Source organism: Roseateles chitinivorans (assembly GCF_050632235.1).
Classification (GTDB): domain Bacteria; phylum Pseudomonadota; class Gammaproteobacteria; order Burkholderiales; family Burkholderiaceae_C; genus Roseateles; species Roseateles chitinivorans_A.
In genome coordinates this window covers 328,993-350,643 of sequence record NZ_CP192584.1, presented here as the reverse complement: position 1 = coordinate 350,643, position 21,651 = coordinate 328,993, and the positions used below count along the sequence as shown (strand labels likewise).

General features: G+C 67.4%; 18 protein-coding genes and 1 other RNA gene. 13 read left to right on the top strand and 6 right to left on the bottom strand.

What is annotated here, in order from left to right; translation table 11 throughout:
* Positions 1-39: 39 nt before the first annotated feature.
* Positions 40-1,032: a Bug family tripartite tricarboxylate transporter substrate binding protein gene (locus ACQ859_RS01470; RefSeq protein WP_431264299.1), complete on the top strand. Its 993-nt coding sequence runs from the start codon at positions 40-42 to the stop codon at positions 1,030-1,032.
* Between the two features lie 152 nt (positions 1,033-1,184).
* Here ACQ859_RS01470 and ACQ859_RS01465 read toward each other — a convergent pair whose 3' ends face one another.
* Positions 1,185-1,970, bottom strand: coding sequence for an exodeoxyribonuclease III (locus ACQ859_RS01465; protein ID WP_431260072.1), 786 nt, complete (start codon positions 1,968-1,970; stop codon positions 1,185-1,187).
* A gap of 345 nt (positions 1,971-2,315) precedes the next feature.
* Here ACQ859_RS01465 and ACQ859_RS01460 point away from each other — a divergent pair, with 345 nt between their 5' ends.
* The 3 genes from ACQ859_RS01460 (at position 2,316) to ACQ859_RS01450 (ending at position 6,211) form a co-directional block, all read left to right on the top strand.
* Complete coding sequence (locus ACQ859_RS01460) at positions 2,316-4,574, top strand: TonB-dependent receptor (RefSeq protein ID WP_431264298.1); 2,259 nt, start codon at positions 2,316-2,318, stop codon at positions 4,572-4,574.
* 210 nt (positions 4,575-4,784) lie between these two features.
* Entirely contained in the window at positions 4,785-5,474 is a 690-nt protein-coding gene (gene pyrE, locus ACQ859_RS01455) for an orotate phosphoribosyltransferase (protein WP_431264297.1), read from the top strand.
* Complete coding sequence (locus ACQ859_RS01450; protein WP_431264296.1) at positions 5,474-6,211, top strand: hypothetical protein; 738 nt, start codon at positions 5,474-5,476, stop codon at positions 6,209-6,211. The genes pyrE and ACQ859_RS01450 overlap by 1 nt, the downstream gene beginning before the upstream one ends.
* A 60-nt stretch (positions 6,212-6,271) precedes the next feature.
* Here ACQ859_RS01450 and gatB read toward each other — a convergent pair whose 3' ends face one another.
* The 3 genes from gatB to gatC are packed head-to-tail and all read right to left on the bottom strand — an operon-like array spanning position 6,272 to position 9,542.
* Positions 6,272-7,726: an Asp-tRNA(Asn)/Glu-tRNA(Gln) amidotransferase subunit GatB gene (gene gatB / locus ACQ859_RS01445; protein WP_431264295.1), complete on the bottom strand. Its 1,455-nt coding sequence runs from the start codon at positions 7,724-7,726 to the stop codon at positions 6,272-6,274.
* A 5-nt stretch (positions 7,727-7,731) separates the two neighbouring features.
* Positions 7,732-9,246, bottom strand: a complete 1,515-nt coding sequence (gatA, locus tag ACQ859_RS01440) for an Asp-tRNA(Asn)/Glu-tRNA(Gln) amidotransferase subunit GatA (RefSeq protein ID WP_431264294.1) — start codon at positions 9,244-9,246, stop codon at positions 7,732-7,734.
* Positions 9,243-9,542, bottom strand: a complete 300-nt coding sequence (gatC, locus tag ACQ859_RS01435; RefSeq protein WP_431264293.1) for an Asp-tRNA(Asn)/Glu-tRNA(Gln) amidotransferase subunit GatC — start codon at positions 9,540-9,542, stop codon at positions 9,243-9,245. The genes gatA and gatC overlap by 4 nt, the downstream gene beginning before the upstream one ends.
* 359 nt (positions 9,543-9,901) lie before the next feature.
* On the opposite strand from gatC, the gene ACQ859_RS01430 reads away from it, so the two are divergent.
* The 6 genes from ACQ859_RS01430 (at position 9,902) to rodA (ending at position 15,877) form a co-directional block, all read left to right on the top strand.
* A complete protein-coding gene (locus ACQ859_RS01430) occupies positions 9,902-10,945 on the top strand; it encodes a rod shape-determining protein (RefSeq protein WP_067280645.1) in 1,044 nt (347 codons plus the stop codon).
* A 52-nt stretch (positions 10,946-10,997) separates the two neighbouring features.
* Positions 10,998-11,079, top strand: a non-coding RNA gene (locus ACQ859_RS01425) — sX9 sRNA.
* 41 nt (positions 11,080-11,120) lie between these two features.
* The gene (gene mreC / locus ACQ859_RS01420; RefSeq protein ID WP_431264292.1) at positions 11,121-12,101 is read left to right on the top strand and encodes a rod shape-determining protein MreC; all 981 of its coding nucleotides are present in this window, start codon (positions 11,121-11,123) and stop codon (positions 12,099-12,101) included.
* Positions 12,098-12,619 carry a rod shape-determining protein MreD gene (gene mreD, locus ACQ859_RS01415; RefSeq protein WP_431264291.1) on the top strand — a complete coding sequence of 174 codons (522 nt, stop codon included), beginning with the start codon at positions 12,098-12,100 and terminating at the stop codon, positions 12,617-12,619. Before mreC ends, mreD begins: the two co-directional genes overlap by 4 nt.
* A gap of 22 nt (positions 12,620-12,641) precedes the next feature.
* Positions 12,642-14,726, top strand: a complete 2,085-nt coding sequence (gene mrdA / locus ACQ859_RS01410) for a penicillin-binding protein 2 (protein WP_431264290.1) — start codon at positions 12,642-12,644, stop codon at positions 14,724-14,726.
* Positions 14,723-15,877: a rod shape-determining protein RodA gene (gene rodA, locus ACQ859_RS01405; protein WP_431264289.1), complete on the top strand. Its 1,155-nt coding sequence runs from the start codon at positions 14,723-14,725 to the stop codon at positions 15,875-15,877. Before mrdA ends, rodA begins: the two co-directional genes overlap by 4 nt.
* A gap of 15 nt (positions 15,878-15,892) precedes the next feature.
* Here the strand turns inward: rodA and ACQ859_RS01400 are convergent, their stop codons facing one another.
* Together ACQ859_RS01400 and ACQ859_RS01395 are read right to left on the bottom strand one after the other, a co-directional pair.
* Positions 15,893-17,398 carry a sensor histidine kinase gene (locus ACQ859_RS01400; RefSeq protein ID WP_431264288.1) on the bottom strand — a complete coding sequence of 502 codons (1,506 nt, stop codon included), beginning with the start codon at positions 17,396-17,398 and terminating at the stop codon, positions 15,893-15,895.
* 8 nt (positions 17,399-17,406) lie between these two features.
* Entirely contained in the window at positions 17,407-18,078 is a 672-nt protein-coding gene (locus ACQ859_RS01395; protein WP_067280662.1) for a response regulator, read from the bottom strand.
* Positions 18,079-18,393: 315 nt separating this feature from the next.
* Between ACQ859_RS01395 and recA the strand changes: the two genes are divergently transcribed.
* The 3 genes from recA to sucC all read left to right on the top strand — a co-directional run bounded on the left by recA (position 18,394) and on the right by sucC (position 21,629).
* On the top strand, positions 18,394-19,440 hold the full coding sequence (gene recA, locus ACQ859_RS01390) for a recombinase RecA (protein WP_088408665.1): 1,047 nt from the start codon (positions 18,394-18,396) through the stop codon (positions 19,438-19,440).
* Positions 19,441-19,518: 78 nt separating this feature from the next.
* Positions 19,519-20,022, top strand: a complete 504-nt coding sequence (locus ACQ859_RS01385) for a regulatory protein RecX (RefSeq protein WP_431264287.1) — start codon at positions 19,519-19,521, stop codon at positions 20,020-20,022.
* 446 nt (positions 20,023-20,468) lie between these two features.
* Positions 20,469-21,629 carry an ADP-forming succinate--CoA ligase subunit beta gene (gene sucC, locus ACQ859_RS01380; protein WP_431264286.1) on the top strand — a complete coding sequence of 387 codons (1,161 nt, stop codon included), beginning with the start codon at positions 20,469-20,471 and terminating at the stop codon, positions 21,627-21,629.
* Positions 21,630-21,651 lie beyond the last annotated feature (22 nt).

Genomic DNA, 21,651 nt, shown 5'->3' with positions numbered 1-21,651 from the left:
TACTGGGGCGGCCAAGATCACAACATCGGAGACGCCCCCATGAGCCTGAACCGCCGCGCGCTGCTGGCGCTGTCGTCCACTGTCTGGCTGCCGGACCTCGTCCGCGCGCAATCGACCTGGCCCTCCCGGCCGCTGCGCATCGTCGTGCCCTTCCCGCCGGCCGGCACCACCGACCTCATGGCGCGCGCGATGGCGCCCGAACTGCAGAAGGCGCTCGGCCAGCCGGTCATCGTCGAGAACAAGCCCGGCGCGGGCGGCAACACCGGCTCTGCCGACGTGGCGCATGCGACCGACGGGCACTCGCTGCTGATGGGCACCGTGGGCACGCACGCGATCAACCAGTCGCTGTATCCGAAGATGCCTTTCGACCCGGTCAAGGACTTCGCGCCCATCACGCTGGTCGCTGCGGTGCCCAACGTGCTGGTCATGAATCCGGCGAATGCGCAGAAGTACGGCATCAACAGCGTGGCCGACCTGGCCCGCGTCGCCAAGGCCAATCCGGGCAAGCTGAACATGTGCTCCAGCGGCAACGGCACGTCGATCCACCTCGCGGGGGAGCTGTTCAAGAGCCTCACCGGCACCTACATGATCCATTTCCCGTACCGCGGCTCGGGTCCGGCGCTGCTGGACCTGATGGGCGGGAACATGGACCTGATGTTCGACAACCTGCCCTCCGCGCTGCCGCACATCAAGTCCGGCAAGCTCAAGGCGATCGCGGTCACCAGTGCGAAGCGCAGCGAGGCCCTGCCCGACCTGCCGACGATCGCCGAGAGCGGCGTGCCGGAGCTCAAGGGGTTCGAGGCCTCGTCGTGGTTCGGGTTGCTGGCGCCGATCTCGCAGCCGGCGGATCAGGTCGCGCGCGTGCAGCGCGAGGTGGCGAAGGCCCTGGCGACGCCCGTCATCAAGGAGCGTCTGGCCGCGCAGGGCGCGGTGGCCGGCGGCGGCACGAGTGCCGAGTTCGCCGCGCTCATCGCCCGGGAGACGACCAAGTGGGCCAAGGTGGTGAAGGTGTCCGGCGCGAAGGTCGACTGAACTCGCCCCGCCCGCACCCCACCCCCACCCTCGAGACCGTCCTCAGTTCGACGGCGACACCGCCGGTTTCCCCGGAGCGAACCCTGGACCGCAGGGAAGACTGTGAGCGCCGGGGGAAACCGGCGGTGTCGCCGGAGCACCCGAACAAAACCTCAGAACTTGAAGTCGTAATCGATCGTCAGCGGCGCATGGTCGCTGAAGCGCTGGTCCAGGTAGATGGCTTCCCGCGTGGCCAGATGGGCCATGCCGGGTGTGGCCAGGTGGTAGTCCAGCCGCCAGCCCACGTTCTTCGCCCATGCCTGGCCGCGGTTGCTCCACCAGGTGTATTGCTCGGGCTTGTCGTTGAGGACGCGGAAGACGTCCACGAGGCCGATGTCCTTCTCGAGCAGTCGCGTCATCCAGTCGCGCTCCTCGGGCAGGAAACCGCTGTTCTTGCGGTTGCCCTTCCAGTTCTTCAGGTCGATTTCCTTGTGGGCGATGTTGACGTCGGCCACGAGGATGAACTCGCGCTCCGCGCGCAGGGCCATCAGGTAGGGGTACATCTCCGCCAGGAAGCGGAACTTCGCGGCCTGGCGCTCCTCGCCGCTGGAGCCGCTGGGGAAGTAGCAGCTGATGAGGCTGAGCTTGCGGCCGGGCTTGTCGAAGCGCTTCTCGATCCAGCGGCCCTCGTTGTCGAACTCGCTGCTGCCGAAGCCGACGATCACGTCGCTGGGCGTTTCCTTCGTGTAGAGGCCGACGCCGGAGTAGCCCTTCTTCTGCGCGTAGTGGAAGTGGCCGGTCAGGGTGTCGTAGCCGGCGAACTGGGATTCGACGACGTCGGCTTGCGCCTTGAGTTCCTGGACGCCGACCACGTCGGCCTGCTGTGGCGGCAACCAGTCGAAGACGCCTTTGGTGGCGGCCGAGCGGATGCCGTTGAGGTTGAGGGTGATGAAGCGCATGGACGGGGCCCCTGAAAGAGGGCGGCAGTATCGCAAAGCCCCGTTCCGAAGTTGGCAGCAGCCGGGCGGAACATGCCCGCCGCCGAGGGGTGGCGCTGCACCAGTTAGCGCCCGCACCGTGCGCCGTCCACGCCCATTCGGGCGACACGCGAGCAGGTGCAGTATTTGGGCAACAGAAACCGCACCTCCATGGTGCGTGGGGTGACGTCTTTATGACGAACTTGCTAGATTCGCGTCCACCGCGCCAACCCGCGCCCACATTTTTGCTGCCTGCGACCTCGGTTTACCCATCGGTGTCGCAGCCGGTACCCCCGGTTTCCCCATCCTTCCCCGGAGTACTCCCCCATGAATCGATTCGCCACCCAGCGTGCCGCCGTTCCGGCCCTGCGCGAGGCCGCCGCGGCCGTGTCGCTGGCCTTGCTCGCCTGGCCTGCGCTGGCCCAGGACGCCACCGATGCGGCCACCAAGGAGAAGGGGCAGCTGGAGACGGTGACGATCACCGCCGAGCGCCGGGTCGAGAACATCAAGGAAGTGCCGAACGCGGTCACGAAGATCTCCGGCGAGAAGCTGGATGTGCTGAATTCGGCGGGCCAGGACGTGCGCTTCCTGTCGGGCCGCGTGCCCAGCCTGAACATCGAATCGTCGTTCGGTCGTGCCTTCCCGCGTTTCTACATCCGCGGCTACGGCAACACCGACTTCCGCCTGAACGCGTCGCAACCGGTCTCGCTGGTGTATGACGACGTGGTCCAGGAGAACCCCATCCTGAAGGGCTTCCCGGCCTTCGACCTGGCCGCCGTCGAAGTGGTGGCGGGCCCGCAGGGCACGCTCTACGGCCGCAACACGCCGGCCGGCGTGGTGAAGTTCGATTCGGTGAAGCCGTCGCAGCGCCAGGAAGGCTACCTGAACGTCTCGTACGGCAACTACGGCACGATGAACCTGGAAGGCGCCGCCAACGTGCCGCTGACCGGCGACTGGGCGGCCCGCATCTCCGCACAGATCCAGCATCGCGACGACTGGGTCAAGAACCAGGTGCCGACCGGCAAGACCGGCGAGCTCGAGGGTTACGACGACCGCGCCCTGCGCCTGCAGGCGCTGTATCAGCCGCACAAGGATTTCAGCGCGCTGTTCAACTTCCACGGCCGCGACCTGAAGGGCAGCGCGCGCGTGTTCCGCTCGTCGATCATCAAGACCGGCACCAACGACCTGGTCGACGGCTTCGATCCGGAGAAGGCCTACACCGACGGCGTCAACGAGCAGACCCTGCACGCCACCGGCGGCAGTGCCCGCCTGCGTTGGGGCCTGGGCGCGATCAACCTGTACTCGATCACCGGCTACGAGTCGGTGCGCCCCTTCAGCCGCGGCGACGTGGATGGCGGCTTCCAGTACTTCGGTCCCAAGCCGTACACGCAGGAAGGCCAGGCGACCTTCCCGGCCGAGTCGTCGAGCTCGATGAGCGGCCATCGCCAGATCACGCAGGAGTTCCGCGTCGAGTCCGCCGCGGCCGGCCCGCTGCGCTGGCAAGGCGGCCTGTACCTCTTCGACGAGCGCTACACCGCCCGCAGCACCGACTACACGACCTCGACCGGACTGGCCGCCGGTTATGTCGACACCTACCAGAAGAACACCGCCTGGGCGGCCTTCGGCTCGGTGAACTACGCCGTCACGCAGGACTTCCAGCTCCGCGGCGGCCTGCGCTTCACGCACGACAAGAAGGACGTGAAGGTCTCCAGCGACTACACCGACCTGAATACGTCCACCGGCATCACGGCCGACACCAAGGACTCCAAGTGGAACTGGGACGTGTCCGGGACCTACAAGGTCACGAAGGACACCAACCTGTATGCGCGCGTGGCCACCGGCTTCCGCGCCTCGTCGGTCCAGGGCGCGTCGCGCTTCGCCGGCCAGTCGCAGGCCGATCCGGAAAACGTCACGTCCTATGAGGTGGGCGTGAAGTCGGACTTCTGGGACCGTCGCGCGCGCCTGTCGGCCAGCGCCTTCACCTATACCGTGAAGGACCTGCAGCTGACCGCCGTCGGCGGCCAGAACAACGCCAACCGTCTGCTGAACGCCAAGAAGGCTGAAGGCAACGGCGTCGAACTGAACCTGGAAGTCCTGCCGGTCGATCAACTGCTGATCACCCTGGGCGGCAGCCTGAACAACACCAAGATCCGCGACAACACGCTGTCGCTGCCGGCCTGCGGCGGCGGTTGCACGATGACGGATCCGCTGGTGGCGGGCTCGACGACCAACTACAGCATCGACGGCAATCCGCTGCCGAACGCGCCGAAGTGGGTCGCCAACCTGACCGCGCGTTATTCGATCCCGACCGCGGCCGGCAACGAGTTCTACATCTACACCGACTGGGCCTACCGCTCGAAGGTCAACTTCTTCCTGTACGAGGCCAAGGAGTTCACCGGCAAGTCGCTGACCGAAGGCGGCCTGCGCGTGGGCTACATCTGGAGCAACGGCAAGTACGAAGTCGCCGGCTTCGTCCGCAACATCACGGACCAGATCCGTGTGACGGGCGCGATCGACTTCAACAACAACACCGGCTTCATCAACGACCCGCGCACCTACGGCGTCCAGTTCAAGGCGATCTTCTGATCGGCTGAACCGCGTCCTCTCGCGCAGCAGAGCGGCCGGCGCGCCGCCCTGCAAAAATCGGGCCTGCTTCCGGCGACGGAGCAGGCCTTCTTCTTGCTTGAAAGGCTGGATTCAGGCGACATGACACTCTGCGTCACCCTCGGGGTGGCGACGACCCGCGCCCTACAATTCCGCCCCAATTTCACTGACACGTCCCGACGTCGCGCCGCCATGACCTCCGCCGCCTCCCTGCAGGATTCCCAGGACGACCTGGCCCAGGAATTCGTCGCCTTCGCCGTCGATACCGGCGTGCTGCGCTTCGGCGAGTTCAAGACCAAGGCGGGCCGCCTCAGCCCGTACTTCTTCAATGCCGGCCTGTTCGACGACGGCCTCAAGATCGGCCGGCTCGCGCAGTTCTATGCGCAGCGGCTGCTGGCCTCGGGCGTGGAGTTCGACATGATCTTCGGCCCCGCCTACAAGGGCATCACGCTGGCCGCTGCGGTCGCGATCGAACTGGCGCGTCTGGGCCACAACAAGCCGTTCGCCTACAACCGCAAGGAGGCGAAGGACCATGGCGAGGGTGGGACGCTGGTCGGCGCCAAGGTGCAGGGACGCGTGCTGATCATCGACGACGTCATCTCCGCCGGCACCTCGGTGCGCGAGTCGATCTCGATGATCCAGGCGGCCGGCGCCACGCCCTGCGGCGTGGCCATCGCGCTGGATCGTCAGGAGAAGGCCGCCGAGAACGGCCAGGATCTGCCGTGGTCGGCGGTACAGTACGTGCGTGACCAGTTGAAACTGCCGGTCGTCGCCATCGCGGGACTGTCGGATCTGCTCCAGTATCTGCAGACCACCAGCAGTACCGCCGCGTCCGCCCATGCGACAGCGGTCCATGCCTACAGAGATCGCTACGGAGTCTGATGAGCGCTTTCCTCTCACGCCGTCTGCTGTCCCGATCGATCGCGACCTCGGCGTTGTCTGGCCTGCTGCTGGCCGTTGCGCCGGCGGGTGTCGCGCTGGCGCAGACGAAGTCGACATCGACTTCCAGCATCTACACCTGCACGACGCCTGATGGCCGTCGCCTGACTTCCGACCGTCCGATCCCTGAATGCCAGGCGCGCGAGCAGCGTGTATTGAACTCCGACGGCTCCGTCCGCAAGATGATGCCCCCGGCGTTGACGCCCGAGGAGCAGGCGGTAGCCGACCAGCGCAAACGCATGGAGGAGGTCCAGCGGGCCGCCCAGCAGGATGCGGTCCGGCGCGACCGCAACCTGCTGCAACGGTATGCCGACCTCGCCGCGCATCAGCGCGCGCGGGAAGCGGCGCTCGATGACATCCGCGAGGCGATGCAGCAGTCCGAGAAGCGCCTGCAGGTGCTGGCGACGGAACGCAAGCCGATGATTGAGGAGGCCGAGTTCTACAAGAGCAAGCGCATGCCCCTGAAGCTGCAGCATCAACTCGACATGAACGATGCCTCGGCCGCCGCACAACGCGAGTCGATCGACAACCAGAAGGCCGAGATCGTGCGCGTCAACAAGATCTATGACGAGGAACTCGCGCGACTGAAGCGGCTGTGGGCCGGCGCGGCGCCGGGCTCCCTGGAGCCGACGGCGCCGGTGAAGCCGCCAGTGCAGGCCTCGCCGGCCAGCGGACGCTGACGCCCGCGGCCGCAGCGGCCGTGGAAACACCTCGGGCCGGCGTGCAGCCGGCCCCACGGCTCAGGCGCCGAGCTTCTTCTTCAGCAGCTCATTGACAGTGGCCGGATTGGCCTTGCCCTTGGCCGCCTTCATCGCCTGGCCGACCAGCGCGTTGAACGCCTTCTCCTTGCCGGCGCGGAACTCCTCGACCGACTTGGCGTTGGCGGCGAGCACCTCGTCCAGGATGCGTTCGATCTCGCCGGTGTCGTTGGACTGCTTCAGGTCCTTGGCGTCGATGATCGCGTCGACATCGGCGCCCTCGCCCGTCCACAGCGCCTCGAACACCTGCTTGGCCGAGTTGTTGTTGATCGTGCCATCCTGGATGCGCTTGATCAGCGCGCCCAGTTGCGCTGGCGACACCGGAGCGCTCTCGATGCCACGCTCCTCGCTGTTCAGCCGGCGCGACACCTCGCCCATCAGCCAGTTCGCGACCAGCTTGGGCGCGCCGCACAGGTCGCGGGCGGCTTCGTAGAAGCGCGCCGTGGCCAGGCTCTGCGTCATCATCGTCGCGTCGTAGGCGGGCAGGCCGTCGGTCTCCTGGAAACGCGCCGCCATCACCGTCGGCAGCTCGGGCATCTCGCCGCGCACGCGGTCGATCCATTCGGCCGAGATCATCAGCGGCGGCAGGTCCGGATCGGGGAAGTAGCGGTAGTCCGCCGCATCTTCCTTGGTGCGCATCGCGCGGGTCTCGCCGGTGTTCTCGTTGTAGAGCACCGTCGCCTGTTGGATCGCCAGGCCGTCCTCGATCTGGTCGATCTGCCAGTTGACCTCGAAGTCCACTGCGTCGACCAGATGGCGGAAGCTGTTCAGGTTCTTGATCTCGCGGCGCGTGCCGAAGGGCGCGCCGGGCTTGCGCACCGAGACGTTGACGTCGCAGCGGAACGAGCCCTCCTGCATGTTGCCGTCGCAGATGCCCAGCCACATCACCAGCGCGTGCAGCGTCCTGGCGTATTCGACGGCCTCGGCGCCGGAGCGCATCTCGGGCTCCGAGACGATCTCCAGCAGCGGCGTGCCGGCGCGGTTCAGGTCGATGCCCGACTGGCCGTGGTAGTCCTCGTGCAGGCTCTTGCCGGCGTCCTCCTCGAGGTGGGCACGGGTGAGCTTCACGACCTTCTTCTCGTCGCCGACGAAGAACTCGATGTGGCCGCCCTGCACGACGGGGATCTCGTACTGGCTGATCTGGTAGCCCTTGGGCAGGTCCGGATAGAAGTAGTTCTTGCGCGCGAAGATCGACAGCGGCGCCACCTTTGCGCCGACCGACAGGCCGAAGCGGATGGCGCGCTCGACCGCGCCGCGGTTCAGCACCGGCAGCGTGCCCGGCAGCGCCAGGTCGACCGCGCTGGCCTGCGTGTTGGGCGCCGCGCCGAAGGCGGTCGACGACCCGCTGAAGATCTTCGATTCGGTCGAGAGTTGGACGTGGTTCTCCAGGCCGATGACGACCTCGTAGCCCCGCACCAGTTGACTGTTCTTGCTCATGTCGTTCACACCCCCGCCGGTGTCTGGCGGTGCCAGTCGGTGGCCTGCTGCAGCGCGTGCGCGGCGTGCAGCAGCGTGCCTTCCCTGAAGTAGTTGCCCAGCAGCTGCAGGCCCACCGGCATGCCGCCTTCGCCGTTGCCGACCGGCACGCTCATGCCGGGCAGGCCGGCCAGCGAGCCGGGCAGCGTGAAGATGTCGGCCAGGTAGGCCTTGACCGGATCGTCCGCGCCCTCGCCCTGCTTCCACGCGACCGTCGGCGCCACCGGGCCGGCGATCAGGTCGCAGTGCTGGAAGGCCTGCTGGAAGTCGTCCGCGATCATGCGGCGCAGCTTCTGCGCCTGCAGGTAGTAGGCGTCGTAGTAGCCGTGCGAGAGCACGTAGCTGCCGATCATGATCCGGCGCTTGACCTCGGCGCCGAAACCTTCGGCGCGGGTCTTGCGGTACATCTGGTCGAGCGCCGAGTTCAGCTTGTCCGCAGGATCGAAGGCGGCGGACGTGCGGTGACCATAGCGCACGCCGTCGAAGCGCGACAGGTTCGAGCTCGCCTCGGCCGGGGCGATGATGTAGTAGACGGGAATCGCGAGCTCGGTGCGCGGCAGCGACACGTCGACCAGCGTCGCGCCCAGCTTCTCCAGCTCCGCCAGACCGGCGCGAACGGCGCCGTCCACGTCGGCGGAAAGCGCGGCCGGGAAGAATTCCTTCGGCAGGCCGATGCGCAGGCCCTTGAGCGGCTGCGCCGCGGTGGCGCCTTCACGCGCCGTCAGCATCTGCGCGCCGAAGTCCTGCGGCGGTTGCTGGACGCTGGTGGCGTCGCGTTCGTCGAAGCCGCTCATCGCCGACAGCAGCAGCGCGCAGTCCTCGGCCGAACGCGCGAACACGCCCGCCTGGTCCAGGCTGGAGGCGAACGCGATCATCCCGTAGCGCGAGCACACGCCGTAGGTCGGCTTGATGCCGGTGATGCCCGAGAAGCTGGCCGGCTGGCGGATCGACCCGCCGGTGTCGGTGCCGGTCGTCGCGGGGACGAGGCCCGCGGCCACCGCCACGGCCGAGCCGCCCGAGGAGCCGCCAGGCACGCGGGTGCGGTCCCAGGGATTCAGCGCCTTGAAGTAGGCGCTGTTCTCGTTGGCCGAGCCCATCGCGAACTCGTCGCAGTTCAGCTTGCCCAGCGAGACGGTGCCGGCGGCGTTCAGGCGCTCGACGACGGTGGCATCGAAGGGGCTGAGGTAGCCCTCGAGCATCTTCGAACCGGCCGTGGTCGGCATGTCACGGGTGACGAAGATGTCCTTGTGCGCGAGCGGCACGCCGATCAGCGCGCCGGCTTCGCCCTGCGCCAGGCGTGCGTCCGCCTCCTTGGCCCGGGCGAGCGCGTAGGCCTCGTCGACATGCAGGAAGGCGCCGAGATCCTTCGTCGCGGCAACACGCGCAAGCAGATGTTGCGTCAGCTCGGTGCTGGAGACGGTCTTGGCGCGCAAGGCGCGGCCGAGCTCGGCCACGCCGAGGTGGTGGAGGGACGGGGTCATTCGATGACTTTCGGGACCAGGAACAGGCCGTCCTCGACGGCGGGAGCGCTGCGCTGGTTGAGCTCGCGCTGGTCGGCTTCGGTGACGCGGTCCTCGCGCAGCCGCAGGGCCACTTCTTGGACCGCCGACAGCGGCGTGTAGAGGGGATCGACGCCGCTGGTGTCGACCGCGCTCATCTGCTCGACGATCGAGAAGAAGCCGTTGAGCTGCGGCAGCAGGGCGGCCTGCTCGTCGCCGGAAAGTTGCAGCCGCGCCAGTTTGGCGATGCGGCTGACGTCGTCGTGGGTGAGTGCCATGGGGAATGTCTCGTGGGCCGGTCGGACAGGCTGGGCGCCCGGCGCGCGAATCATTCGATGAACGCTGACGGAAGCCTTGCAGACGGGCCAAACCAGGGGGTGATCAGTTATTATCCCCGCTTATCTCCATGAGCCGAGGCTGCCAGCGCAGCCTCGTTCCTTATGGCAAGGAATCTCGCTCGCGCGGACGCCGCCGGTCCGCGCGGTACCCCGACCCGAACCGCCCCGAATCGCAGCCGCCCGGACAGAACGCAGACGAACGCCGCTTGATGCCGTCGAATGCCGCCGATTGCGTGTAGTTCGACGATGACGGGCGGCTCCAGGTGCCGAAGCGTCTTGTCCAGGTCTTGCCTACACACATGTTCGCCTCCCTGCGCCGCTACTTCTCTACCGACCTCGCCATCGACCTGGGCACCGCCAACACGCTGATCTACGTCCGCGGAAAAGGCGTGGTGCTGGACGAGCCCTCCGTCGTCGCCATCCGCCATGAAGGCGGTCCCAACGGCAAGAAAACGATCCAGGCCGTCGGCCACGAAGCCAAGGCCATGCTGGGCAAGGTCCCCGGCAACATCGAGGCGATCCGCCCGATGAAGGACGGCGTGATCGCCGACTTCGTGGTGACGGAGCAGATGATCAAGCAGTTCATCAAGATGGTGCACGACACCAAGCTGCTGCGTCCCTCGCCCCGCATCATCATCTGCGTCCCCTGCGGTTCCACGCAGGTCGAGAAGCGCGCGATCCGCGACGCCGCGCTGGGCGCGGGCGCCTCGGAGGTCTACCTGATCGAGGAGCCGATGGCCGCCGCGATCGGCGCCGGCCTGCCGGTGTCGGAAGCGTCGGGCTCGATGGTCATCGACATCGGCGGCGGCACGACGGAAGTCGGCGTGATCTCGCTGGGCGGCATGGTCTACAAGGGCTCGGTCCGCGTCGGCGGCGACAAGTTCGACGAGGCCATCATCAACTACATCCGCCGCAACTACGGCATGCTGATCGGCGAGCCGACGGCGGAATCCATCAAGAAGAACATCGGCTCGGCCTTCCCCGGCTCCGAGGTCAAGGAGATGGAGGTCAAGGGTCGCAACCTCAGCGAAGGCGTGCCGCGCAGCTTCACGATCTCGTCCAACGAGATCCTGGAAGCGCTGACCGATCCGCTGAACCAGATCGTCTCGGCCGTGAAGAACGCGCTGGAGCAGACCCCGCCGGAACTGGGCGCCGACATCGCCGAGCGCGGCATGATGCTGACCGGCGGCGGCGCGCTGCTGCGCGACCTGGACCGCCTGCTGGCCGAGGAAACCGGCCTGCCGGTCCTCGTGGCCGAAGACCCGTTGACCTGCGTCGTCCGTGGCTGTGGCATGGCCTTGGAGCGCATGGAACGCCTGGGTTCCATCTTCACGAACGAATAAGCAAGCCTACTGCGCGGGCGCCAGGCGTCGTTGGGCGGTGCTCGGAATCCTCACGTACAGGAAGTACGCTCCGGTTCCTGCGCTCCGTCCGCCTAGCCTGACACCCGCTCGCTACGGCCGATACGTTGTCAACGAGCGTTGTCGTCGGATCATTTGAAAGTCTGAGATCCCTCTCATGCCGCTCGGCACCCTGGATCGAAATCCACCGCCGCTGTTCCGCGAAGGCCCGTCCGCACTGACGAAACTGGCCTTCTGCTCAGCGCTGGCGATCTTCCTCATGGTCGCGGACTCCCGCTTCCAGTTCACGGCGCCCGCCCGCGCGGGGCTGGCGCTCGCGCTGCATCCGCTGCAGCGCGCGCTGCTGGCGCCCGTCGATGCATGGGAGCAGGCCGGCGACTACGCCCGCGGCATGGAGAAGGCCACCGCGGCCGAGAACCAGGCCCGGCAGCAGCTCGCCTCGCAGGCGGTCATCCTGAGCCGCGCCGCGCAGCTGCAGGCCGAGAACACGCGCCTGCGCGCGCTGCTCGACCTGCGCGAGGCGCTGCCGGTCAAGGGCCTCGCCGCCGAGGTGCTCTACGAGGCGCCGGATCCCTTCTCGCGCCGGATCATCATCGACCGCGGTGGCCATGGCGGTGTGCGGCTCGGCGCGCCGGTGGTCAACGACGCGGGCGTGCTGGGTCAGGTGACGCGGGTCTATCCGCTGTCCGCGGAGGTGACGCTGCTGACCGACCGCGATGCCACCATTCCCGTGCTCAATACCCGCACGCAGCAGCGCGGTGTCGCCTACGGCGGCGAGCGCGGCGTGATGGAGCTGCGCTTCATCGCCGCCAACGCCGACATCAAGCCAGGCGACGCGCTCGCGACCTCGGGCCTGGACGGGCTCTACCCGCCGGGCCTGCCGGTGGCCAAGGTCGCCGAGGTGGAACGCCGCGGCGATACCAGCTTCGCACGTGTCGGCCTGGCGCCGATCGCGCAGCCCGACAGCGCGCGTCACGTGCTGGTGCTGGAGCCGCTGGAAGGGCAGGAATCGGCGCGCACCGAGGCCGCGCAGGAAGCGGCCAGTTCGGCCATCGCCGCTGCCGCGGAAGCCGCCAGCAGGCCGGCGCGCGCTCGCGCGGCCTCGGCCGCCTCCGCGCCCAAAGGAGGCACCCGATGATCATGCCCCGTGGCGCGAGCCAGCTGCTGCTGCCCGCCAACCCCCTGTTCATCGCATTCAGTCTGGTCGTCGGCCTGCTGATCGACATGGTGCCCGTCGGCCGCCAACCCTGGATGCCGGATGTGCTGGCGCTGGTGCTCGTGTTCTGGAATGTCCATCAGCCGCGCCGCGTCGGTGTCGGCTGGGCCTTCGTGTTCGGCCTCATGATCGACGTGCATCACGGCGCGCTGCTCGGACAGCACGCGCTGGCGTACAGCCTGCTCGCCTTCGGCGCGGTCGCGCTGCATCGCCGGTTGCTGTGGTTCACGCTGGGCGCTCAGGCGCTGCATGTGCTGCCGCTGTTCGTGCTCGCCACGACCATCGCGGTGATCGTCCGGCTGATCGTGGGCGGCATGTGGCCGGGCTGGAGCCTCGTGCTGGCGCCGCTGCTGCAGGCGGCGTTGTGGCCGGTCGCCGCGGCGCTCCTGCTGGCGCCCCAGCGCCGCGCGCCGGATCCCGACGCGCACCGCCCGCTCTGAGCCCGCCGTGATCGGGCCCGCGATGACGGTCATCAAGAACCTCCAGGCGGAGCTGAGCCGCTTCCGGCTGCGGCTGTTCGCCGCAGCCGCGTTCGTGCTGTTCTGCTTCGGCCTGCTCGTCGCGCGGCTCGTCTACCTGCAGATCACCCAGCACGACACGCTGCTCGAGCGCGCCGAGACCAACCGTGTCTCCGTCGTCCCCATCGTGCCCAACCGCGGCCTGATCGTCGACCGCAACGGCGTGGTGCTCGCGAGCAACTACTCGGCGTACACGCTGGAGATCACGCCGTCGAAGGTGCCGGACCTCGAGCGCACGATCGACGCGTTGTCCGCGGTGATCGAGATCCAGCAGCGCGACCGTCGCCGGTTCAAGCGCCTGATGGAAGAGAGCAAGAACTTCGAGTCGCTGCCGATCCGCACGAAGCTGACCGACACCGAGGTGGCCCGCTTCGCCGCGCAGCGCTTCCGCTTCCCCGGCGTGGACATCAAGGCGCGGCTGTTCCGCAACTATCCGCTGGGCGACGTCGGCGCCCATCTGCTGGGCTACATCGGCCGCATCAACCAGGCGGAGAAGAAGTCGATGGACGACTGGTCCGAAGAGGACGTCGCCAACTACCGCGGGACCGAATACATCGGCAAGCTCGGCCTGGAGCAGGCTTACGAACGCGAGTTGCACGGCCAGACCGGATTCGAGGAGATGGAGACCAGCGCCGGCGGCCGCGCGGTGCGCCGGTTGCGCAACCGCCCGCCGACGCCGGGCAACACGCTGCACCTGTCGATCGACATCAAGCTGCAGGCGCTGGTGGAACGCCTCTACGGCGACCGCCGCGGCGCGCTGGTCGCGATGGACCCGCGCACCGGCGAGGTCCTGGCCTTCGTGTCCAAGCCCAGCTTCGACCCCAACCTGTTCGTCGACGGCATCGACGTGGACAGCTGGCGCGAGCTCAACGAGGACATCGACAAGCCGCTGCTGAACCGCGCGCTGCGCGGCACCTATCCGCCGGGCTCGACCTTCAAGCCCTACATGGCGATGGCCGCGTTGAACACGGGCAAGCGTGCCGCCAACGTGGTGATCCAGGACAACCTGAACTTCAGCTTCGGCGGACGTGTCTTCGGCAGCGCGACCGGCGACCGCGCCGGACCGAAGGACATGCGGCTGGCGATCGTGACGTCGTCGAACGTCTACTTCTATTCGCTGGCCAACGAGATGGGCGTGGACATGATCCACGACCAGCTCGAGCCGTTCGGCTTCGGCCGCAAGACCGAGATCGACCTGCAGGGCGAGGTCACCGGCCTGCTGCCCAGCACCGAGTGGAAGCGTCGCGCGTTCAAGCGGCCGGATCAGCAGAAGTGGTACGCCGGCGAGACGATCTCGCTGGGGATCGGCCAGGGCCAGAACAACTTCACGATGCTGCAGCTGGCGACGGCGATGTCGACGCTGTCCAGCGGCGGCGAGCGCTACCGGCCCCGGCTGGTGCGGGAGATCGAGGACGTCGTCAAGCATACGCAGCGGCGCGTCGCGAGCGATGCGCTGGCGCCGCTGGCGCTGCGCAAGGCGGATGTCGACGTGATCCGCAACGCGATGCATGACGTGACGTTGGAAGGCACGTCACGCGCGGTGTTCGCCGGGGCGCAGTACCAGAGCGCCGGCAAGACCGGCACGGCCCAGGCCGTCGGCCTGCGCGCCGGCCAGACCTACAGCAGCATCAAGGCGGACGAGCGCAAGCGGGACCATTCCTTGTACATCTCGTTCGCGCCGTACCAGGCGCCGACGATCGCCGTGGCGCTGATCGTCGAGAACGCGGGCTTCGGATCCGAATCGGCGGCGCCGATCGCGCGCCGCGTGTACGACTACGTGCTCACCGGCACGTATCCGAGCGAAGAGGACATCGCCAAGGTGCGGCTCGGCCAGGTCGGCGCGCCGATCGGCACGCCGCGTCGCGTCGATGACATCCCGCTGCCCAACGCCGCGGCGAGCGCGCCGGAGTCGGCGTCCTCGGCGGCCTCCGCGCCGGCGTCGACGCCCGCCACGTCGCCGAAACCGCCCATGGCAGCCACGCGGTCCGCCGCGGCGGCACCACGTCCCACGTCGGGAGCCTCACGATGAGCGCCGTCTTCAGCAAACCCAGCCTGCTGCAGCGCGTGAAGCCGCTGTTCCAGGGATTCGACATCCCGCTGCTGCTCGCGATGGCCTGGCTGATGGGGCTGGGCCTCATGTGCATGTATTCGGCCGGCTACGACCACGGCACCCGTTTCGTCGATCACGCTCGCAACATGGTGCTGGCGATGGGCGTGCTGTTCGTGACCGCCCAGGTGCCGCCGCAGCGGCTGATGCAGCTCGCACTGCCGCTGTATGCCCTCGGGGTGACCTTGCTGATCGCGGTGGCGCTGTTCGGCATCACGAAGAAGGGTGCGACACGCTGGCTGTACGTCGGCACGCAGATCCAGCCGTCGGAGCTGCTGAAGATCGCGGTGCCGCTGATGCTGGCGTGGTGGTTCCAGAAGCGCGAAGGGCAGCTGAGATTGCCCGACTTCATCGCCGCGTTCCTCCTGCTCGTCGTGCCGGTCGGCCTGATCGCGAAGCAGCCGGACCTCGGTACCTCGCTGCTGGTGCTGGGCGCGGGCCTGTACGTGATCTTCTTCGCCGGGCTGTCCTGGAAGCTGATCATCCCGGCGCTGGTGCTGGCCGGTGCTGGCATCACGGCGCTGGTGTTCAGCGAGGACCAGATCTGCCAGCCCGACGTGAAATGGGTGGTGCTGAAGGACTACCAGAAGGACCGCGTCTGCACCTTGCTGGACCCGACGAAGGATCCGCTGGGCAAGGGCTTCCACATCATCCAGGGCGAGATCGCGATCGGCTCGGGCGGCGTGACCGGCAAGGGCTTCATGAAGGGCACGCAGACGCATCTGGAGTTCATTCCGGAGCGGACCACCGACTTCATCTTCGCCGCCTACGGCGAGGAGTTCGGACTGATCGGGGCGGCAGGACTGCTGATCGGTTTCACCGCGCTGATCCTGCGCGGACTGGCGATCGCGCACGAGGCACCGACGCTGTTCTCGAGATTGCTCGCGGGGGCGATCACGCTGAGCTTCTTCACCTACGTGTTCGTGAACATGGGGATGGTCACCGGCATCCTGCCCGTGGTGGGCGTGCCGCTGCCGTTCATCTCGTATGGGGGGACCGCGATGGTGACGCTGGGCCTGTCGCTCGGGATGCTGATGTCGATCGCCAAGAGCCGGGGCGGAACGCAGCGCTGAGCGGACGGCGGGACGTCAGGCGGCGGCGTTCGACAACGGATGCGCCGCGAACCGGACGGTGAAGCGCGCGCCGGGGCCGACGCCCTCCGACTCCGCCTGCCGACGTGCCCGCGTGTCGTCGACCGCGATCTCGGCCTCGTGCTGCTGGACGATCTCGCGCACGATCGCGAGCCCCAGGCCGGAGCCGTCGACGTTGGTGCCCAGTGCGCGGTAGAACGGCTGGAAGACCTGCTCGCGTTCCGACTCGGCGATGCCGGGTCCCGAGTCCTCCACCTGCAGCACGCAGACCTGCCCGAACGGGTCTTCGACCACACGCACGGTCACCGTGCCGCCGCTCGGCGTGTAGAGCAGCGCGTTGTCGACGAGGTTGCGGATCAACTCGCGGATCAGCAGCGGATGCCCGTTGACACGCAGACTGGCCTGGCTCGCCTCGGGACCTTCGTAGCCGAGATCCAGCCGCTTTTCCATTGCGCGCGGCACGAAGTCCCGCACGGTCTCGATCGCCAGCACGGCGAGGTTCACCTCGCTGCGCCGCGCGGCGTGCTCCTGGTCCTCGGCGCGCGCCATCGCGAGCAGCTGGTTGACCATGTGCGCCGCGCGCTGGCTGGACACCGCGATCTGCTTCAGCGAGCGTCGCAGCTCCGCCGGTGAACTGCGGCCCTCGTCGATCTCGCGCTGTGCCAGCTCGGCCTGCGTGCGCAGGCCTGCGAGCGGCGTCTTCAGCTGATGCGCGGCATCGGCCAGGAAATGCTTCTGCGAGCGGATCGACTGGTCGAGGCGCTCCAGCAGATCGTTGATGGCCTGCACCAGTGGCGCGACCTCGTCGGGGATGCGCTGTTCGTCGATGGGGCTCAGGTCCGAGCTGTCGCGCGATCGGATGCGTCGCTGCAGATCGTTCAGCGGCGCGATGCCGCGCGCCAGCGCCAGCCACACCAGCAGCACCGCCAGCGGCAGGATCACGAATTGCGGCAGGATGACGCCCTTGATGATCTCGTTGGTGAGCCGCGAGCGCTTGCCCAGCGTCTCCGCGACCTGCACCAGCATCATCTTGTCGCTGCCCGCCATCCCCTCCGGCACCACCCACAGGTAGGAGATGCGCACGGCCTCGTTGTTGACCTCGTCGAAGCGACGGTTGACCTCCCAGGGGACGATAGGCGGTTCCACTTCGGGCACGGGCAACTGCGCGTCGCCGCTGAGCAGTTCGCCGCGCAGGCCGAGCACCTGGTAGTAGACGGTGTCGGATTCATCCGCGCGCAGGAGCGCAGCCGCTTCCGGCGCGAGCGCGTACCGCGAGCGTCCGCGGCGCGCCGCCGCGTCGCCCGGCGCCGGCTCGGTCACGACCTGCAGCCCGAGCGTGCGCGCCATCTCGTCGAGTTCGCGGTCGTACGGCTTGTTGGCGATGCCCTGCGCCACCAGCCAGGTCAGCGCGACGCTGATCGGCCAGATGACCAGCAGGGGCGCGAGCATCCAGTCGAGGATCTCGCCGAACAGCGAGCGGTGGCCGGAGGAATCAGCCGCCATGCGGCCGCTCAGCCGGGAATCTTCTCAAGGCAGTAGCCCAAGCCGCGTACCGTGGCGATGCGGATCGGTCCCTGTTCGATCTTCTTGCGCAGTCGATGGATGTAGACCTCGATCGCGTTGTTGCTGACTTCCTCGCCCCATTCGCACAGCCGCTCGACGAGCTGGTCCTTGCTGACGAGTCGCCCGGCGCGCTGCAGCAGCACCTCCAGCAACGACAACTCGCGGGCCGAGAGTTCCACCATCTGCTCGTTGATGTAGGCGACACGGCCGGTCGCGTCGAAGGTGAGCGGGCCATGACGGATCACGCTGGATGCGGTGCCCAGGCCGCGGCGCGTGAGCGCCCGCACGCGGGCCTCGAGCTCCTGAAGCGAGAACGGCTTGGCCATGTAGTCGTCGGCGCCGAGGTCCAGCCCCTTGACGCGTTCCTCGATGCTGTCCGCGGCGGTCAGGATCAGGACCGGAACAGACGAGCCGCGAGCGCGCAGGCGTCTTAGCACCTCCAGGCCATGCAGCTTGGGCAGGCCGAGGTCAAGGATCAGCAGGTCGAACTCGTGGGACGCGAGTGCCGCATCCGCTTCGCTGCCGCTGCCAACCTGATCGACGGCGCAACCCGATGCCCGCAACGAACGCAGCAGGCCGTCGGCCAGGACCTGGTCGTCTTCGGCGATCAAGATGCGCATGTGTCGTCCCCTCTGGTTATGAAGACATTCTAGGGAGCGGCCCGCTGGTGTTCCCTAGGCGTTTCCGAGGCGTCTGCCAAGCGGCTGCCGGAGGTGCGGGGTCAGGCCGGCGACAGGTTCGCGGGGGGACATTTCCCACCAATGATGGAAAGGAGGGGGTTGGCGGCGACTGGCTCATCCAGTGAGCGACCTGCTGCCTAAGATGGCTGCATCGATCAACACCGGCGCTGCAAAGTGGCCCGGCAGGTTCGACAAACCACTGTACAGATATACAGATTGCGCCATAATCCGTCGCAGCCAACAGGAGAAGATTGCATGGACGCCCCCGTGAAGAACGCCAACACCGAAAAAGCCAAGGCCCTGCAGGCCGCCCTCGCCCAGATCGAAAAGCAGTTCGGCAAGGGCTCCATCATGCGGCTGGCCGAAGGCGAGAAGATCGAGGACATCCAGGTCGTCTCCACCGGCTCGCTGGGCCTGGACATCGCGCTGGGCGTCGGCGGTCTGCCGCGCGGCCGCGTGGTCGAGATCTACGGGCCGGAATCCTCGGGCAAGACCACGCTGACGCTGCAGGTCATCGCCCAGATGCAGAAGCTGGACGGCGTGTGCGCCTTCATCGACGCGGAGCACGCCCTGGACGTCCAGTACGCGCAGAAGCTGGGCGTCAACCTGCAGGAACTGCTGATCAGCCAGCCCGACACCGGCGAGCAGGCCCTGGAGATCGTGGACTCGCTGGTGCGCTCCGGCTCGGTGGACCTGATCGTCATCGACTCGGTCGCCGCGCTGACGCCGAAGGCGGAACTCGAAGGCGAGATGGGCGACTCCCTGCCCGGCCTGCAGGCCCGCCTGATGAGCCAGGCGCTGCGCAAGCTGACCGCCACCATCAAGAAGACCAACTGCACCGTCGTCTTCATCAACCAGATCCGGATGAAGATCGGCGTGATGTTCGGCAGCCCGGAAACGACCACCGGCGGCAATGCGCTGAAGTTCTACGCCTCGGTGCGTCTGGACATCCGCCGCATCGGCTCGATCAAGAAGGGCGAGGAAGTCATCGGCTCCGAGACCAAGGTCAAGGTCGTGAAGAACAAGGTGGCGCCGCCGTTCAAGACGGCGGAGTTCGACATCCTCTACGGTGAAGGCATCAGCCGTGAGGGCGAGATCATCGACATGGGTGTCGCGGCCAAGATCGTCGAGAAGGCTGGCTCCTGGTACGCCTACAGCGGCGAGAAGATCGGCCAGGGCAAGGACAACGCGCGCGAGTTCCTGCGTGAGAACGCGGATCTGGCGGTCGAGATCGAGAACAAGATCCGCGACTCGCTGGGCATCCCGTTGCTGGGCGCCGCGCCCGGCGGCGACGCCGAGTAAACGCGGGGCGCACGCATGCCCCCGTCCGACGGTCGGCGGGGTCGTGCCTCGCAACCGCTGTCGCTGAAGGCTCGCGCGGTGGCGCTGCTCGCGCAGCGTGAGCACAGCGCGATGGAGCTGCGGCGCAAGCTGCTGCGCATCGCGCGCGACCGGCAAGACGAAGCGGCCGTCGAGGGCTCGGAGGCGTCTCTCGATGAGTTCGTGAAGGACAGCGAGTCGCCGGACCTCGCCCCAGAGGTCGACGCCGTGCTCGACTGGCTGAAGGCCAACGGATATCTCGACGAGTCGCGGTTCGTCGAATCCCGCATCCATGTGCGTTCGCAGCGTTTCGGCCAGCGGCGCATCGAGCAGGAGCTCGCCCAGCATGGGCTCTCGTTGGACGCGGAGCAGCGGTCGACGCTGGCGGCCGGTGAACTTGAGCGAGCCTGCGAACTGCTCAGACGGAAGTTCGGCGACGGCCCGTCCATCGACGCCGCGGCATTGGCCAAGCGCCTTCGCTTTCTCATCGGACGGGGTTTCGGCGGGGACCTTGCGCGCCGTGCGGTCCGTCAGGTGGCTGCGGGCAGCGACGACGACGCGTGAGGTCTGGCGAGGAACTCGGGTCCGACGATGGGTCGTGCCGCCTGAAAGAGCGACAGCGCCTGAAACTCCCCGAAACTTCGTGCGTCATGAGCACCTTGCGACGCGCTGACAAGCCCACGCCGGTGCGCGTCTCAACCGCGCCAAGGGCTTGATGCAACGCAGCATGCTACATTTTCGGCTTCGCAAAACAGCCCGCCGGCGTTCGTCCGCGGGCGTGTTTTCGCGTGTTTGCATCGGTTTTATGTCTTCCTCCGCCTCCCCCGAGCGCCATCCACCGCATCCCCGTCGCTCCGTCGACGCGCGGTCCTATGGCCGCGACGACGGGTGCCTTGTCGCGGTGGCCCGGCTGGATCCGGCGTTGCAAACCTCCTCTCCAAGCCGGCACCGCGGAGCGTCCGCGGCACCGGTTGCTTCTTCCTGATTCATCCATCAAGCGAGACCTCCCTATGAAGATTCACGAGTACCAGGGCAAGGAAATCCTGCGCCAGTTCGGCGTGCCGGTGCCGCGCGGCATTCCCGCGTTCACGGTGCAAGAGGCGGTCGAGGCCGCGCAGAAGCTGGGCGGCCCGGTCTGGGTGGTCAAGGCGCAGATCCACGCCGGCGGTCGCGGCAAGGGCGGCGGCGTCAAGCTGGGCAAGAGCCTGGACGACGTGAAGGCGCTGTCCGAGCAGATCCTGGGCATGCAGCTGGTCACGCACCAGACCGGCCCGGTCGGCCAGAAGGTCCGCCGCCTGTACATCGAAGAAGGCGCGGACATCAAGAACGAGCTGTACGTCTCGCTGGTGACCGATCGCGGCACGCAGAAGGTGGCCTTCATCGCGTCGAGCGAAGGCGGCATGGACATCGAGGAAGTCGCCCACTCGACCCCCGAGAAGATCATCACCGAGTACATCGATCCGCTGACCGGCATCACGACCGAGCAGTCGAAGAAGATCGCCGCGGCCATCGGCCTGAGCGGCGCTTCGGTGGACCAGGCCGTCGACCTGTTCGCCAAGCTGTACAAGTGCTACATGGACACGGACGCGTCGCTGGTTGAAATCAACCCGCTGAACTGCGATTCCAAGGGCAACCTGGTCGCCCTGGATGCCAAGTTCAACTTCGACGCCAACGCCCTGTTCCGTCACCCGGAAATCGTCGCCTACCGCGACCTGGACGAAGAAGACGCGGCTGAAATCGAAGCCTCGAAGTTCGACCTGGCCTACATCTCGCTGGACGGCAATATCGGCTGCCTGGTGAACGGTGCCGGCCTGGCGATGGCCACGATGGACACCATCAAGCTGTTCGGCGGCGAGCCGGCCAACTTCCTGGACGTCGGCGGCGGCGCCACGGCCGAGAAGGTCACCGAAGCCTTCAAGATCATGCTGAAGAACCCCGAGGTGAAGGGCATCCTCGTGAACATCTTCGGCGGCATCATGAAGTGCGACACCATCGCCGAAGGCGTCATCACGGCCTGCAAGGCCGTCAACCTGAGCGTGCCGCTGGTCGTCCGCATGAAGGGCACCAACGAGGAGCTGGGCAAGAAGATGCTGGCCGACTCCGGCCTGCCCATCATCGCCGCCGACACCATGGCCGAAGCCGCGACCAAGATCGTCGCCGCCGTCAAGTAAGCCGCAGACCCAGCCAAGGAAT